Source organism: Sphingomonas ginkgonis (assembly GCF_003970925.1).
GTDB classification, from domain to species: Bacteria; Pseudomonadota; Alphaproteobacteria; order Sphingomonadales; family Sphingomonadaceae; genus Sphingomicrobium; species Sphingomicrobium ginkgonis.
This window is the reverse complement of record NZ_RWJF01000001.1, coordinates 146,118-160,877: the sequence shown is the minus strand read 5'-3', so window position 1 is coordinate 160,877 and position 14,760 is coordinate 146,118. Positions and strand designations below refer to the sequence as shown.

The 14,760-nt window shown below is 70.1% G+C and carries 15 protein-coding genes; 8 read left to right on the top strand and 7 right to left on the bottom strand.

From position 1 onward, the window contains the following. Window positions 1-177: 177 nt before the first annotated feature. The 5 genes from HMF7854_RS00805 to crcB are packed head-to-tail and all read left to right on the top strand — an operon-like array spanning window position 178 to window position 4,999. The gene (locus tag HMF7854_RS00805; RefSeq protein WP_126717375.1) at window positions 178-1,419 is read left to right on the top strand and encodes a homoserine dehydrogenase; all 1,242 of its coding nucleotides are present in this window, start codon (window positions 178-180) and stop codon (window positions 1,417-1,419) included. After that, window positions 1,416-2,375 carry a homoserine kinase gene (locus HMF7854_RS00800; protein ID WP_126717374.1) on the top strand — a complete coding sequence of 320 codons (960 nt, stop codon included), beginning with the start codon at window positions 1,416-1,418 and terminating at the stop codon, window positions 2,373-2,375. The genes HMF7854_RS00805 and HMF7854_RS00800 overlap by 4 nt, the downstream gene beginning before the upstream one ends. Continuing rightward, window positions 2,372-3,670: a threonine synthase gene (thrC, locus tag HMF7854_RS00795; RefSeq protein WP_126717373.1), complete on the top strand. Its 1,299-nt coding sequence runs from the start codon at window positions 2,372-2,374 to the stop codon at window positions 3,668-3,670. Before HMF7854_RS00800 ends, thrC begins: the two co-directional genes overlap by 4 nt. Window positions 3,671-3,695: 25 nt before the next feature. Further along, window positions 3,696-4,640 (top strand): DUF808 domain-containing protein, encoded by a 945-nt coding sequence (locus HMF7854_RS00790; protein WP_126717372.1) that lies wholly within the window; start codon window positions 3,696-3,698, stop codon window positions 4,638-4,640. Then, complete coding sequence (gene crcB / locus HMF7854_RS00785; protein ID WP_221766395.1) at window positions 4,637-4,999, top strand: fluoride efflux transporter CrcB; 363 nt, start codon at window positions 4,637-4,639, stop codon at window positions 4,997-4,999. Before HMF7854_RS00790 ends, crcB begins: the two co-directional genes overlap by 4 nt. On the opposite strand, the gene HMF7854_RS00780 is transcribed toward crcB, so the two are convergent. Next, a complete protein-coding gene (locus tag HMF7854_RS00780; protein ID WP_126719980.1) occupies window positions 4,981-5,232 on the bottom strand; it encodes a 4a-hydroxytetrahydrobiopterin dehydratase in 252 nt (83 codons plus the stop codon). The two genes, crcB and HMF7854_RS00780, sit on opposite strands and share 19 nt — an antisense overlap. A gap of 188 nt (window positions 5,233-5,420) precedes the next feature. Between HMF7854_RS00780 and hppD the strand changes: the two genes are divergently transcribed. From hppD to paaD, 3 genes are read left to right on the top strand one after another with little or no spacing between them, the layout of a single operon-like run. Beyond that, entirely contained in the window at window positions 5,421-6,509 is a 1,089-nt protein-coding gene (gene hppD / locus HMF7854_RS00775; protein ID WP_126717371.1) for a 4-hydroxyphenylpyruvate dioxygenase, read from the top strand. A gap of 5 nt (window positions 6,510-6,514) precedes the next feature. Then, a complete protein-coding gene (gene pcaF / locus HMF7854_RS00770; protein ID WP_126717370.1) occupies window positions 6,515-7,717 on the top strand; it encodes a 3-oxoadipyl-CoA thiolase in 1,203 nt (400 codons plus the stop codon). Next, complete coding sequence (paaD, locus tag HMF7854_RS00765) at window positions 7,717-8,148, top strand: 1,2-phenylacetyl-CoA epoxidase subunit PaaD (RefSeq protein WP_126717369.1); 432 nt, start codon at window positions 7,717-7,719, stop codon at window positions 8,146-8,148. Before pcaF ends, paaD begins: the two co-directional genes overlap by 1 nt. Here paaD and HMF7854_RS00760 read toward each other — a convergent pair. The 6 genes from HMF7854_RS00760 to HMF7854_RS00735 form a co-directional block, all read right to left on the bottom strand. Further along, complete coding sequence (locus HMF7854_RS00760; RefSeq protein WP_126717368.1) at window positions 8,145-9,032, bottom strand: SDR family NAD(P)-dependent oxidoreductase; 888 nt, start codon at window positions 9,030-9,032, stop codon at window positions 8,145-8,147. The genes paaD and HMF7854_RS00760 overlap by 4 nt on opposite strands. Before the next feature lie 5 nt (window positions 9,033-9,037). Further along, on the bottom strand, window positions 9,038-9,814 hold the full coding sequence (gene trpA, locus HMF7854_RS00755) for a tryptophan synthase subunit alpha (protein ID WP_126717367.1): 777 nt from the start codon (window positions 9,812-9,814) through the stop codon (window positions 9,038-9,040). Then, window positions 9,811-10,986: a tryptophan synthase subunit beta gene (trpB, locus tag HMF7854_RS00750; RefSeq protein ID WP_126717366.1), complete on the bottom strand. Its 1,176-nt coding sequence runs from the start codon at window positions 10,984-10,986 to the stop codon at window positions 9,811-9,813. The genes trpA and trpB overlap by 4 nt, the downstream gene beginning before the upstream one ends. Next, window positions 10,983-12,341 carry a bifunctional indole-3-glycerol-phosphate synthase TrpC/phosphoribosylanthranilate isomerase TrpF gene (trpCF, locus tag HMF7854_RS00745; RefSeq protein WP_185829105.1) on the bottom strand — a complete coding sequence of 453 codons (1,359 nt, stop codon included), beginning with the start codon at window positions 12,339-12,341 and terminating at the stop codon, window positions 10,983-10,985. Before trpCF ends, trpB begins: the two co-directional genes overlap by 4 nt. Next, window positions 12,334-13,398, bottom strand: coding sequence for an anthranilate phosphoribosyltransferase (gene trpD / locus HMF7854_RS00740; RefSeq protein WP_126717364.1), 1,065 nt, complete (start codon window positions 13,396-13,398; stop codon window positions 12,334-12,336). Before trpD ends, trpCF begins: the two co-directional genes overlap by 8 nt. A gap of 249 nt (window positions 13,399-13,647) precedes the next feature. Then, window positions 13,648-14,757 carry an inositol-3-phosphate synthase gene (locus HMF7854_RS00735; RefSeq protein ID WP_126717363.1) on the bottom strand — a complete coding sequence of 370 codons (1,110 nt, stop codon included), beginning with the start codon at window positions 14,755-14,757 and terminating at the stop codon, window positions 13,648-13,650. Between the last annotated feature and the right edge of the window lie 3 nt (window positions 14,758-14,760).

Below are 14,760 nucleotides of genomic sequence, written 5' to 3'. Positions count from 1 at the left end.
TCGCCGGTTCCCGGCAGCGGAGCGGTGCGCGGCCAAGCCATGATGACGAGGATCATTATGACCCGGCTCGCGCCAGGGGGCATCGGCTGACGGTTCTCCGACGAGAACAACCAGGATCACCGACCCGCTCCCCGGCAACCGGAGGGCGGGTCTTTTCATGAGGGCGAAGGCAAGGCGATGAGCGCGGGCAAGGTCGACGCAACGGGTGGAGGAGAGGCGGCGCTCCCGCGCCTGCTGCGGTTCGACGGACCGCTCGAGCAGGAGCAGGACCTGCTCGGTGCCGCTTCGGTCATCTATGACTGCTGGCGTCGCGGCGAGCGCGTCCTTGCCGTGGCGCCCGATGCAAGCACGCGGCTGACCGACTGTCTCGACCGGCTGGGCTTCTCGCGCGAGTCGGTCAGCGTCGTCGCCGAAGCTCCGACGGCCAATCCCGATCGAGCCGATGCCGAACCGCGCAGGCTGCGGGTGGCCCTGCTCGGTTGCGGGGCGGTGGGCGGCGGCGTCCTCGAACTGCTCCGGGCAAGGCCCGACCAGTTCGAGCTGGCGCCCGTCCTGGTCCGCAACCTGGCCGCGTCGCGTGGGCCCGGGCTCTTCACCGCCACCGTCGAGGAGGCGCTTGCCCCGCGCCCCGACATTCTCATCGAGTTGATGGGCGGCGCCGACGGGCCGGCCGACCTGATGCGCTCGGCGCTGCTGGACGGAATCCAGGTGGTGACCGCCAACAAGGCCGCGGTGGCAAGGCACTGGGACTCGCTCCATGCCTGTGCGAGCCGGGGCGGCGGTGAGCTGCGCTACTCCGCCGCGGTCGGCGGCGGCGTCCCGATCATCGAGACGGTGCGTCGCTGCCGCAACCTGGCCAAGATCGAGGGCGTGATGAACGGCACCTGCAACTTCATCCTCGGCCTGATGGGCAAGGGGCGGGGCTTCGACTCCGCGCTGGCTAAGGCGCAGGCGATGGGCTTTGCCGAGGCCGACCCGAGCGGCGACGTCGACGGGCATGACGCGGCCGACAAGCTCGCCATCCTCATCCGCGAGGCGTTCGGGATCGCGCTCGCCCCCGACCGAATCGCCAGGCAGTCGTTGCGCGAGATCACCCCGGCGACGATTGCCGCTGCCGCCGCTCGTGGCGAGGTACTGAAGCAGGTCGCTTCCTGCCGCCACTATGGGAACGGCAGCCTCGACGCGTCTGTCCAGATCGTCGCGCTGCCCGCGGAGCACCCGCTTGCCGCGCCGCAGCGCGAGGAGAATTGCTTCCTGCTCACCGACGGCGCAGGGACGGTAACCAGGGTGTTCGGCAAGGGAGCGGGACGATGGCCGACCGCGCTGGCGGTCTTCGCCGACGTGATGGACGCGCAGCGGGCGCTGCTCGGCCGCGCCGAACCGCGCGCCGCGACGGATCCGCTCCGGCTGACCGCATGATCCGCGCTTCCCTCGATCGCGCCGCCGCCAGCGCGCCCGCGAGTATCGGCAATGTCGGGGTCGGCTTCGACATTCTCGGCCAGGCCTTCGATGCCGCGCGCGACACCGTCACCGCGCACCGCGAGGAGACGCCCGGAGTCCGCCTCGGCAAGGTGTCGGGCCTGTTCCGGACATTGCCCGACAGCCCGGCGACCAACACCGCGCTGGCCGCCGCTTGTTCGGTGCTGAACGCCGCCGGCGCGCCTTGCGGGGTCCGGCTCGACATCGACAAGGGCGTGCCGATGGCCGCCGGGATGGGCGGCTCGGCCGCCTCCGCCGTCGCCGGCGCGGCTGCCGCCAACGCCCTCCTCGGCGAACCGTTCACGCTCGACCAGCTTCTGCCCCATGCCCTGGAGGGCGAGCGCGTCGCCTCCGACCCCCCGCACTGGGACAATGTCATGGCCAGCCTGCTTGGCGGCCTCGTCCTCGCCGCCAGCGAGCGTCCGCCGTTGCTCCAGCGGCTGCCGACCCCGCGCGAGATCACCGCCATCCTCTTCCACCCGGCGGTCAAGATCGAGACCCGCATGGCCCGCGCGATCCTCGCGCCGAGCGTCTCGCTGCGCACCGCGGTCGAGCACAGCCGCCGAGTCGCCGCGTTCGTCGCCGGCTGTGCGGCCAGCGACCCGCGCCTGATCCGCGCCGGTCTGGAGGACGTGCTGGTCGAGCCCCAGCGCACCCACCTCCTTCCCGTCCTCCCCGCGGTCCAGCGCGCCGCCCGCGACGCCGGAGCGCTCGGCTGCACCTTCTCCGGTTCCGGCCCGTCGGTCTTCGCCTGGGCGCTCGACGCCGACGCAGCCGAGGTCGAGGAAGCGATGCGCTGGGCCTTCGTCGACGCCGGTCTCGCCGCCCGCGCCTATCGTGCGCCGGTCGACTCGCCCGGCGTCCAGCTCCTCAAGCTCGACGAGACCGTGTCATGAAGTTCGTTTCCACCCGCGGCTCGGCGCCGCCCGCCACCCTCAGCCAGGCGATCCGCCACGGCGCAGCGCCCGACGGTGGCCTCTACATGCCCGAGCGGATTCCCGCTCCCGACTGGTCCCGCCTCGATCCGGACGTGCCGCTCGCCGCATTCGCCGCCGAGTTCCTGAAGCCCTGGTTCGCGGGCGACGCGCTCGAGTCCGAGCTGCCGGCGATCTGCGCCGAGGCGTTCGACTTTCCGGTCCCACTGGTCGCCCCTGATCCCGCCCAACCGAGCCTGTCCGCGCTCGAGCTTTTCCACGGGCCGACCGGTGCCTTCAAGGATTTCGGCGCGCGCTTCCTGCTCGCCTGCTTCGACCGGATCGGCGACCGTTCGGCGCCGCTCCACGTGCTGGTCGCGACCTCCGGCGACACCGGTGGGGCGGTCGGGTGCGCGGCGGAGGGCCGCTCGGCGGTTCGCGCCACCATCCTCTTTCCCAGGGGCCGGGTTTCGTCGTTCCAAGAAAAGCAGCTGACCTGCTGGGGCGAGCCGGTCGACGCGCTCGAGGTGGACGGCGACTTCGACGATTGCCAGCGGCTGGTGAAGGCCGCCTTCAACGATCGCCCGCTCTCGGACGCGCTGCGCCTCACCTCGGCCAACTCGATCAACATCGGCCGGCTCCTGCCGCAGGCCGCCTATGCCGCGCACGCGGTCCTTCAAAGCTTCACCGGATCGCGGATCCGCCCCGGCGTGGTCGCGCCCAGCGGCAACCTCGGGCAGGGCTTCTCCTTCCTGCTCGCCCGGACGATGGGGGCGCCGGTCGGCCCGCTGCTGCTCGCCACCAATGCCAACCGCACACTGCGCGACTGGTACGAGAACGGCCGCTACGAACCGCGCGCCTCGGTCGCGACGCTCGCCAACGCGATGGACGTCGGCGCACCAAGCAATTTCGAGCGGCTGGTCGCACTCCCCATTCGTGACCGCGGCCTGCGCGTCGAGCTGGTCGACGACGGCGCCATCACCCGCCGCATCCGTGCCGACTTCGAGGCGAGCGGCTATATCTGGTGCCCGCACTCCGCCTGCGCGGCGGAGGCCTATGCCCGTCTTTCCGAGGCCGAGCGCGCCGACCGCCCGTGGCTGGTCGCCGCCACCGCGCACCCCTTCAAGTTCGCCGACGTGATCGAGCCGATCACCGGCGCGCCGATCGCCGCCCCGCCCGCGCTCGCCGCGATCGAGCATCGCCCGACCGCCAAGCGGGCGGTGCCGGCCCGGCTCGATGCGCTCGTCGAGGCGATCGAGGGCCGGGTCGACGCCTGACCCGGCGCGGGGTAGGGATCCGCCCATGCCCTCCGGACTGATCGCGCTCCTCGACGACGTCGCTACCCTCGCCAAGCTGGCCGCCTCCAGCATCGACGATGTCGGCGCCGCGACCATGAAGGCGAGCGGCAAGGCGGCCGGCGTGGTGATCGACGACACCGCGGTGACCCCGCGCTACGTCACCGGGCTGAGCCCCGAGCGCGAGCTGCCGATCATCGCCAAGATCGCCTGGGGCAGCATCCGCAACAAGCTGCTGATCATCCTCCCCGTGGCGCTGCTCCTCTCGGCCTTCGCCCCGGTGCTGATCAACGTGCTGCTGCTCGCCGGGGGCGCCTATCTCTCGTTCGAGGCGGCCGAGAAGATCATCGAGGCGTTGCGCGGCGACGATCATCGCGAGGAAGAGCTGATGGAGGCCGACACGCCGGCCGAACTCGAGCAGCGGCAGGTCGCCGGCGCGATCCGCACCGACTTCATCCTGTCGGCCGAGATCATGGTCATCGCGCTCGCCTCGCTCGAGGCGAGCAGCTTCGGTCTGCGTGCGGCGGCGCTGCTGCTGGTCGGCGTTCTGATCACCATTGCCGTCTACGGCGTCGTCGCGCTGATCGTGAAGCTGGACGACATCGGCCTGCACATGTGCCGGCGGGAGAACGGGACCACCAGGGCGATCGGGCGGGGCCTGGTCCACATCGTGCCCAGGCTCCTCGCGTCGCTTTCCGTTGTCGGCACTGCCGCGATGCTGTGGGTTGGCGGCGGCATCCTGATCCACGCGGTCGAGGAGCTTGGGCACGACACGCTGCCGCACCTCGTCCATGATGTCGCCGTCAGGGCGGGCGAGGCGCTCGGACCGCTCGGCGGCGCGGGGGAGTGGCTCACCGGGGCTTTGCTCTCGGCGACCGTCGGGGCGCTGGTCGGAGCCGTCCTCGCGCAGCTGGTCGACTTCGTCCACCGGGCCCGCGGGACCGCGCATTGATCCCGCCGCTGCTGGTCTTCGTCGGCGGCGGCGCCGGCGCGGTTCTCCGCTATCTCGCCGGCCGGCTCGCGCTGCTGCTCGGGCAACCGCCCTACGCGGCGACTCTGGCGGTCAACCTGGTTGGCTGCCTCGTCATGGGGCTGGTCGCCGGCTGGGCCACCCACCGCGGCATGGCCGAGCCGCCCCGGGTCTTCCTGATGACCGGCGTGCTCGGCGGCTTCACCACCTTCTCCGCCTTCAGCCTCGACGCGCTCACGCTGATGCAGCGCGGCGCCTGGGCGGGGGCTTTCGCCTATGCCGCGGCGTCGCTGTTCGGCTCGCTGGCCGGGGTCGCGCTCGGCTACGCGCTGGTCCGCTGATCGAGCGCGTCGATCGCCGCCGCCAGCGCATGGTCGCGCTCGGTCACTCCGCCACGGTCGTGCGAGGTCAGCCGGAAGTCGACGCGGTTCCACACGCTGGTGAACTCGGGGTGATGGTCGACCTTCTCGGCATGCAGCGCGACCCGGGCGAGGAACCCGAACGCCTCCGAGAAGTCCCGGAAACGAAAGCTCTTCAGCAGGGCGCCGTCCGCCTCGCGCCACCCGTCCTCCATCGCCACCGCCGTTTCTCCTGTCCTACAGCCCGCGATCGGACCTACAGCGTCCAGACCCGTAAGTCTCGCCCGCGCGGGCGGCGCCACAACGCCGCCGGCGGGGTTCGACAGTGTGACCTTTGGGACCATTCGAGGCCTTGAAACGCACGCCGGGCGAGCGCAGTTGGGCTGCTTGAGGAGAATTTCACATGGCTACCGCCACGCTTGAACTCGGGCCCCTGGGCCTCGAGAACCCAATGGGCACCGACGGCTTCGAGTTCGTCGAATATGCCGCGCCCGATCCCGAGCTGCTGCGCTCGCTGTTCACCCAGATGGGCTTCCCGGCGATCGCCCGCCACAAGCGCAAGGACGTCACGCTCCACCGCCAGGGCGGGATCAACTTCATCATCAATGCCGAGCCCGACAGTTTTGCGCAGCAGTTTGCGCGCGACCACGGCCCCTCGGCCTGCGCCATGGCCTTCCGCGTCAAGGATGCCGGCGCCGCCTTCCGCCGGGCGCTTGAGCTTGGCGCCACCGCGGTCGAGGGCGACGTCGGCCCGATGGAGCTCAACATCCCGGCGATCGAGGGAATCGGCGGCTCGCGCCTCTACCTCGTCGACCGCTACGGCTCGGCCGGGTCGATCTACGACATCGACTTCCGGTTCGATGACGGGTGGGAAGCGCAGATGGCCGAGGCGGACAGCCACCTCACCTACATCGACCACCTCACCCACAATGTGAACCGCGGCCGGATGAGCCATTGGGCCGAGTTCTACGAGCGGCTCTTCAACTTCCGCGAGATCCGCTACTTCGACATCGAGGGCAAGCAGACCGGTCTCTTCTCCAAGGCGATGACCTCGCCCTGCGGCCAGATCCGGATCCCGCTGAACGAGAGCCAGGACGACAAGAGCCAGATCGAGGAGTTCCTCCGCGAATATAAGGGCGAGGGAATCCAGCACATCGCGCTCGGCTCGGACGACATTTATTCCTCGGTCGACATATTGCGCGGCCGCGGCATCGCCTTTCAGGACACGCCTGACACCTATTACGAGCTGGTCGACACGCGCGTCGAAGGCCATGGCGAGCCGACCACCGAGCTGGAGAAGCGCCGCATCCTCGTCGATGGCGCGCCGACCGAGGGGCAGGGGCTGCTGCTGCAAATCTTCACCCAGAACGTCATCGGCCCGATCTTCTTCGAGCTCATCCAGCGCAAGGGCAACGAGGGTTTCGGCGAGGGCAATTTCAAGGCGCTGTTCGAGTCCATCGAGCTCGATCAGATGCGCCGCGGGGTGATCTGAGCGGCATGGCAGACGCCTTCATCTGCGACGCGGTCCGGACTCCGATCGGCCGCTACGGCGGCGCGCTGTCGTCGGTCCGCGCCGACGATCTCGCCGCCATCCCGATCCGAGCGCTGATCGAGCGCAATGGCGACGTCGACTGGGAAGCGCTCGACGACGTGATCCTCGGCTGCGCCAACCAGGCCGGCGAGGACAACCGCAATCTCGCCCGGATGGCGGGGCTGCTCGCCGGCCTGCCGCATGGCTCGGGGGGCGTGACACTCAATCGGCTGTGCGGTTCGGGGCTCGACGCGGTTGGGATGGCGGCGCGGCTGATCCGTTCGGGCGACGCCGACCTCGTCATCGCCGGCGGTTCGGAGAGCATGAGCCGCGCGCCCTTCGTCATGCCCAAGGCGCAGAGCGCGTTCGACCGCAACGCCGAGCTTTACGACACCACCATCGGCTGGCGCTTCGTCAACCCGAAGATGCGCGACGCCTATGGCGACGACACTATGCCCTCGACCGCCGAGAACGTCGCCGACGAATTCTCGATCAGCCGCGAGGACCAGGACGCCTTCGCGCTGCGTAGCCAGCAGAAGACCGCCGAGGCGCAGAAGAACGGCCGCTTCGACGCCGAGATCGTTCCCGTTGCGATTCCCCAACGCAAGGGCGATCCGAAGCTCGTCGATCGCGACGAACATCCCCGGCTCACCGACCTCGAGACGCTGGCGAGGCTGAAGCCGATCGTCCGCAAGGACGGGACGGTCACCGCCGGCAATGCCTCGGGCGTCAACGACGGCGCCGCCGCGCTGATCGTCGCCAGCGAGGCGGCGGCGGCGCGCCACGGTCTCACGCCGCGGGCCCGGATCGTCGGCGGCGCCGTCGCCGGGGTTCCGCCGCGGATCATGGGCATCGGCCCCGCCCCCGCCACCCGCAAGCTGCTCGAGCGGCAGAAGGTCGGGCTGGAGGAGCTCGACGTCATCGAGCTCAACGAGGCCTTCGCCGCGCAGGGTCTTGCGGTGCTCCGTGACCTCGGCATCCCGGACGATTCGCCGCAGGTGAACCCCAACGGCGGCGCGATCGCGCTCGGCCACCCGCTCGGCATGTCCGGCGCCCGGCTGGCGCTGACCCTGACCGAGGAGCTCCAGCGCAGCGGCGGCCGCTACGGCCTTGCCACCATGTGCATCGGCGTCGGCCAAGGCATCGCGCTGCTCGTCGAGAAGGTCTGATGGCCAGCGTCTGGGAAGTGCTGGAAGGCGTCCCGGACCCGGAGATCCCGGTTGTCTCGGTGGTCGACCTCGGGATCGTCCGCGCGGTCGGGGACGGCGAAGTGCTGATTACCCCGACTTATTCGGGTTGTCCGGCGACGCTGGCGATCGAGCAGAGCATCCGCGCCGCGCTCGATTCCGCCGGCTATGGCGAAGTCGGCATCCGCACAATCCTGTCACCGCCCTGGTCGACCGACTGGATCAGCGAGGCCGGCCGCGACAAGCTCCGCCGCTACGGCATCGCCCCGCCGGAACGCTCGTCGACGGTGGCCTGCCCGCAATGCGGCTCGACGGATACGGAGGAAGTCAGCCGGTTCGGCTCCACGCCGTGCAAGGCGCAATGGCGCTGCCGCGAATGCCTGGAGCCGTTCGATCGATTCAAGTGCCACTAGCGCCCCTCGGCGCGCATCACCTTCGCGAGTTCGAGCTGGCCCTGATCGCTCCCCTGCGCCGGCACCGTCTCGTCGGCCCGGTCGGCGATCTCGGCCATCCGGGCAAGAATATCCGCTCCCGCCGCGATGCCATCGCTGGCCGCGACGATCCCGCGCGTCAGCGTGACATGCGCCTGCTCGACCGCGCCCGCGCCGGCGGCGAGGATGGTCCGGGTCGGCGCCTCGTCCGCGACCAGCGCGAGCAGCGCCGGACTGACCTTCTCCGGCCCCAGCTTCTCAAAGATCGGCGCGGGCAGAAGCCCCTCGGTCATCCCCGTGGCCGCGGTCGGCGCGAGGCAGTTCACCCGGACGTTGGACTTGGCCCCTTCGAGGCTCAGCGTCTGCATCAGCCCGACCAGCGCCATCTTCGCCGCACCGTAGTTGCTCTGCCCGAAGTTGCCGTAGAGCCCGCTCGACGAGGTGGTGAAGACGATCCGTCCGAAGCCGCGCTCGCGCATTCCGTCCCACACCGCCTTGGCGCAATGGACGGAGCCCATCAGGTGCACCTCGACGACCAGCCGGAAGTCGTCGAGCTCCATCTTGGCGAAGCTCTTGTCGCGCAGGATCCCGGCGTTGGCGACGAGGATGTCGACGGGCCCGAGCTCCGCCTCGGCGCGGGCGACCATCGCCTGCACCGCCGGATAGTCGGTGACCGAGCAGGCGTGCGCCAGCGCCTTGCCGCCCGCCGCGACGATCTCCGCCGCGACCGCCTCCGCCGCCTCGCCGTTCATGTCGTTGACGAGCACTGCCGCGCCGGCTTCGGCGAGCAGCAGGGCGTGGGCGCGGCCGAGACCCGCGCCGGCTCCGGTGACGATGGCCGTGCGGCCGCTGAGATCGATTGCCATGGCGCTCAGCGCCTAGTGGCTGTCTTCAGACTGTCAACGAAGCCAGCCACGTCGCCGCCCTCGGCGGCGATGCGAACGATTGCCGAGCCGACGATCACTCCCGCCGCCCCGCTGTCGAGCGCGGCGCGGACCTGCTCGGGACTGGAGATGCCGAAGCCGAGCACGGCCGGCGGTGCGTTCCGCTCCTTCAGCTTGCCGAACAGCTGCTGGTGATCGAGCGCCAAGTCGCTCCGCTCGCCCGTCACTCCCGCCCGGGCGACGCAATAGGTGTAGCCCGATGACAGCCGTGCGAGCCGGTCGAGCGCTTCCTCGCCGGTGTTCGGCGCGGCGATCATGACGAGGTCGATACCGGTCGCCCGGGCCAGCGCGGAGTAGGGCTCGGCCTCGAGGCTCGGCACATCCGCCACCAGCAGGCTGTCCGCGCCCGCCGTCACCGCGTCGGCCATGAACCGCTCGCGACCGCGCACCTCGACGATGTTGGCGTAAGTCAGGATTCCGAGCGGCACGTCGGGATGGCGCTTGCGGAAGCCCGCGATCAGCTCGAGCGCATCGTCGACCCGAACGCCCGCCTTGAGCGCCCGCTCGGCCGCCGCCTGGATGACCGGACCGTCGGCGACCGGGTCGGAGAAGGGGATGCCGACCTCGACCATGTCGGTGCCGCCTTCCACCAGCGCGTCCAGATGCCTCGCGCTGGTCGCAAGCTCGGGGTCGCCGAGCATCAGGAAGGCCCCGAGCGCGCCCTCGTTGTGGAGCCGGGCGAACATCGCGTCGTAGCGGCTCATGCCCGGCCTCCGAGCAGCTTCTGCGCCTGCACCATGTCCTTGTCGCCGCGGCCCGACAGATTGACCACGAGCACGGTCTCCTTCGTCGCCGCCTCCGCCATCTTCAGCGCCTGCGCCACCGCATGCGCACTTTCGAACGCGGGGATGATCCCTTCTGAGCGGGCCAGCAACTGGAAGGCGTCGAGCGCCTCTTGGTCGGTGACGCCGACATAGGTCCCGCGGCCGCTGTCGCGCAGCCAGCTATGCTCCGGTCCCACCGCCGGATAGTCGAGCCCCGCCGAGACCGACCAGCTGTCGCTGATTTGCCCGTCGCCGTCCTGAAGCACGAGCGTCCGAGCGCCGTGGAAGATGCCGACGCTGCCCTTGAGGATGGTCGCCCCATGCTCGTGCCCGTCGAGCCCCTTGCCCGCGGGCTCGCAGCCGACCAGCTGAACGCCTTCGTCGGAAATGAAGTCGCTGAAGATGCCGATGGCGTTGCTGCCGCCACCGACACAGGCGATCACCGCGTCGGGCAAGCGGCCCTCCGCCTCCAGCAGCTGCGCCCGCGCTTCCTTGCCGATGACCCGCTGGAACTGGCGGACCATGGTCGGGAAGGGGTGCGGGCCGGCCGCGGTGCCGAGTATGTAGTGGGTGTCGGCGAAGCTCGCGCTCCAGTCGCGCAGCGCCTCGTTGACCGCGTCCTTGAGCGTCCGCGTCCCGGCGGTGACCGGGATCACCCTGGCGCCCATCAGCTCCATCCGGAAGACGTTGAGCTGCTGCCGGGCGACATCGTCGGCGCCCATGTAGATCTCGGTCTTGAGCCCGAACAGCGCGCCGGCCAGCGCGGTCGCAACGCCATGCTGCCCCGCCCCCGTCTCGGCGATCAGGCGCGTCTTGCCCATCCGCTTCGTGAGCAGCGCCTGCGCCAGAACCTGGTTTGTCTTGTGCGCGCCGCCGTGAAGCAGATCCTCGCGCTTTAGGTAGATGCGCGCATGCTCGCCCCCGAGATTGCGCAACAGGGTGAGCGGCGTCGGCCGTCCCGCATAGGTCGCCAGCAGCTCGTCAAGTTCGGCGCGGAAGCGGGGATCTTCCTCGGCGTCGAGGAAGGCCGCCTCGAGCTGCTCGAGCGCGGGCACCAGGATCTCCGGGACGAAGCAGCCCCCATAGTCGCCGAACCGGCCTTGCTGTCTCATTGTTCTCTCGTCGGGGTTCGAAGCGAGGCCATCATCGCGGCGATGCTGGCGTGATCCTTGATTCCGGGGGCGCTCTCGAGCCGCGAACTGGCGTCGATGCCGTAGGCGCCGAGGCGAGCGGCGTCGGCGGCGTTGTCGGGGCCTATGCCTCCGGCCACGAAGCCATGGCTGAGGTCCTGCCGGTCGTACAGGTGCGACCAGTCGAACGATCGGCCCGACCCCCCGCCGGGACTGTCGAACAGCGTGCGATCGCAGCCCTCGCGAGATGCCGACAGGCGATCCCCGTCCTGAGCCGCCCAAAGCTCGACGTCGGGAGCGAGCCCGCACCGGACGGCGGCGATCTGCTCGGGACTCTCGCTACCGTGCAGCTGCACGGCTCCGAGCCCCAGCTCGTTGGCCGTCCGCACCACCTCGTCGGGTGGACAATCCCGGAACACGCCGACCGGCTTCATGCCGGCGTCCCGCGCCTGCTCGACTAGCCCGGCCGCCGCCGCCGGGGTCAGGTGGCGCGGCGTGTCGGGCACGAAGATGAAGCCCGCGTGGCTGGCTCCGGCCAGCGCGGCTGCCTCGACGTCGACGGCGCGGGTCAGCCCGCAGATCTTGACCCGGCCGAACACCAGCGACCGTGCGGCCTCGGCGATGTCGTCCGCAGCCATCAGCGAGGAGCCGACGAGGAAGGCGTCGACATGGCGGGCGAGCCGCTCGATATCGGCGCGCTCGGCGATCCCGCTCTCGCTGATCAGCAGCGCGTCTCGGGGCGCCAGCGCTGCCAGCCGCTCGGTGACGACGAGGTCGGTCCGCAGTGTCTTCAGGTCGCGGTTGTTGATCCCGATGATCGCGGCGCCGAGCGCGGCGGCGCGCGCCATCTCGGCCTCGTCATGAACTTCAACGATCGCGTCCATTCCGAGCAGTGCCGCCTCGGCCAGGACGACCCGCGCCTCCTCGTCCCCGAGCACGGACAGCATGACCAGCACGGCGTCCGCGCCGGCCAGCCGCGCCTCGGTGACCTGGCGGGGATCGACGACGAAGTCCTTGGCGAGGATCGGACCGTCGAAGAGCCTGCGCACGGCGCGCAGATCGCCGATGGATCCGTGGAAATATTTCCGGTCGATCAGCACTGACACAGCATCGGCGATCGGGGCGTAGGCGCGCGCCGCATCCTCGATCGAGTGCTTGCCGCGATGTCCAGAAGGCGAGGCGCGCTTGACCTCCATGATGAAGCGGGCGCCGGGCCGGGCCAGCGCCGCGCGCAGGCTGCGGGTGGTGGGGACGGCGGCGCTGCCGTCGAAGTCGTCCAGCCGTTCAGCGACCTCGCGGCGCTTGTTGGCGACGATCTCGGCGAGGACATTAGCCATGACTGGCCTCCGCATAGGTCTTGAGCGTGCGCAGCGGCGCGCCGGAGCGTAACGTGTCGAGCGCCTGGACGACCCCGCTCCGGAGGTCATGGGCAAGCCCGGCGGTCATCAGCAGCGCGCCGGCGTTGAGCGCGACGATGTCTTGCTCGGCCAGCTCGCCGCCGCCGCCGAGCAGCGCCGTCAGGCGACGGCTATTCTCCTCGGCGCTCCCGCCGGTCACCGCCTTGAGCGGCGCACGGACCAGGCCGGCGTCCTCCGGCGCGATCTCCAGTTCCTCGATCATCCCGTTCGACAGCCGCAGGGCGCGGGTCTCGCCGTGGAGCGCGATCTCGTCCAGCCCGGAGCCGTGCACCACCAGCGCGTCGCGCACGCCGAGCGCGTCGAGGGTCAACGCGATCCGGCGCAGCATGCGAGCATCCGCGACTCCGAGCAGCTGCACGGGCGGACGCGCCGGATTGATGCATGGGCCGAGCAGGTTCATCACGGTGCGGACCGACAGCTGGCGTCGGACCAGCGCCGCGTGCCGCATGCCCGGGTGATACTCCGGCGCGAACAGGAAGCAGAAGCCGATCTCGTCGAGCAGCTTGCGCGCGCGCTCCGGGCTGATCTCGATTCTCACCCCCAGCGCCTCGAGCACGTCGGCCGAGCCGCAGCGCGAGCTGATGCTGCGATTGCCGTGCTTGGCGATCGGCAGGCCGCACGCCGCGGCGACGAACCCGGCGGCGGTCGACACGTTGATCAGGCCCGACCCGTCCCCACCGGTGCCGCAGCAGTCCGCATAGAGATAGTCGGGGCGGGCGAAGGGGAGCGAGGCGGCGGACAGCGCGTGGGCGGCGCCGATCATCTCCTCGGCGGTCTCGCCCTTCATGCGCAGCGCAATCAGCATGCCGGCGATCTCGGCGGGCTCGAGCCGGCCGAGCACCAGCCGCTCGAACAGGTGCTGGCTGTCGGCGGCGGGCAGGTCCTCGCCGGTCAGCAGCTTGGGCAACGGGTTGGGCACCGGCCCATGGTCAACCAAGGGCAGGGCGGAGGCAGTCGTGGCGGCGGCGTCGGTCATCGGGGAACCTTGGCAATAAAAAACCCGCCGTTGGGCGGGTCGCGGAAGCGGTTGGGATCCGTTGGGATTACCAGCCACGCCATCGCGCCGCGCGAGCAGCCAAACGCCACCAGCGCCAGCGCGGCGCGGCGGTTGCCGATGCGGAGAGAAGGAGCCTGCTCACCGCCGACTCAAAAGCGCGTCGGGGCGGTGCTTGTCAAGCACCGCCGGCCAGCGCGCCGGCGAAAATCCGGGATCCCGACCGCACCCTCAATGGACCAGCGGACCTTCGTGGATGAACTCCTCGGTCGCGCGGAGCGCCTCGTCATCGGTCATCTGCCTGGGCGGGTGCTTGCAGAAGAAGGCAGCGGGTGCCTCGACCACCCCGCCCAGCCCGCGGTCGAGCGCCAGCTTGGCGCAGCGGATCATGTCGATTGCCACCCCGGCGCTGTTGGGCGAATCCTCGACCGACAGGCGCAGCTCGAGATTGAGCGGGACATTGCCGAACATCCGCCCTTCCATGCGCAGGAAGCAGAGCTTGTTGTCCTTCTGCCACGGCACATAGTCGGACGGTCCGACATGGATGTTCTCGTCGTCGAGCCGGCGGTCGGTGACCGACTGGACCGCCTCCGTCTTGCTCTCCTTCTTGCTCTTGAGCCGCTTGCGCTCGAGCATGTTGAGGAAGTCGGTGTTGCCGCCGGTGTTGAGCTGGTAGGTCCGGTCGAGCCGCACGCCGCGCTTGGCGAACAGGTCGGTCAGCACTCGGTGGACGATGGTCGCGCCGAGCTGCGCCTTGATGTCGTCGCCGATCACCGGGATGCCGCGCTCCTCGAACCGCTTGGCCCAGGCGGGATCGCTGCCGATGAAGACGGGGATGCAGTTGACGAAGGCAACGCCGGCCTCGAGCGCGCACTCGGCGTAGAACTCGGTCGCTTCCTGGCTGCCGACGGGAAGATAGTTCATCAGCACATGCGCGCCGCTTTCCTTGAGCGCGCGGACAACCTCCTCCTGGCTCGGCTCCGCCCCGTCCGCAAGCATGAAGCTGCGCTCGGCCGGGTAGTCGGCCATGTGCTCGGCCACCCCGTCCAGCCGCTTGCCCATCTGAACGATGGCGCCGGTCGGCTTCACATGTGCGCAGAAGACCTCGGTGCAGTTGGGCTCGGCGAAGATGGCCTCGGCGACATCCTTGCCGACCTTGCGGCTGTCGACGTCCCAGGCGGCGACCACCTTGATGTCGCTCGGACGGTAGCCGCCGAGATCCCAGTGCATCAGCCCGATCTGCTCGTTCGCCCCGCCGTTCTGGTAGTAGGCGATGCCCTGGACCAGGCTGGACGTGCAGTTGCCGACCCCGGCAATGGCGATGTTGATCGTCGAATCCATGGC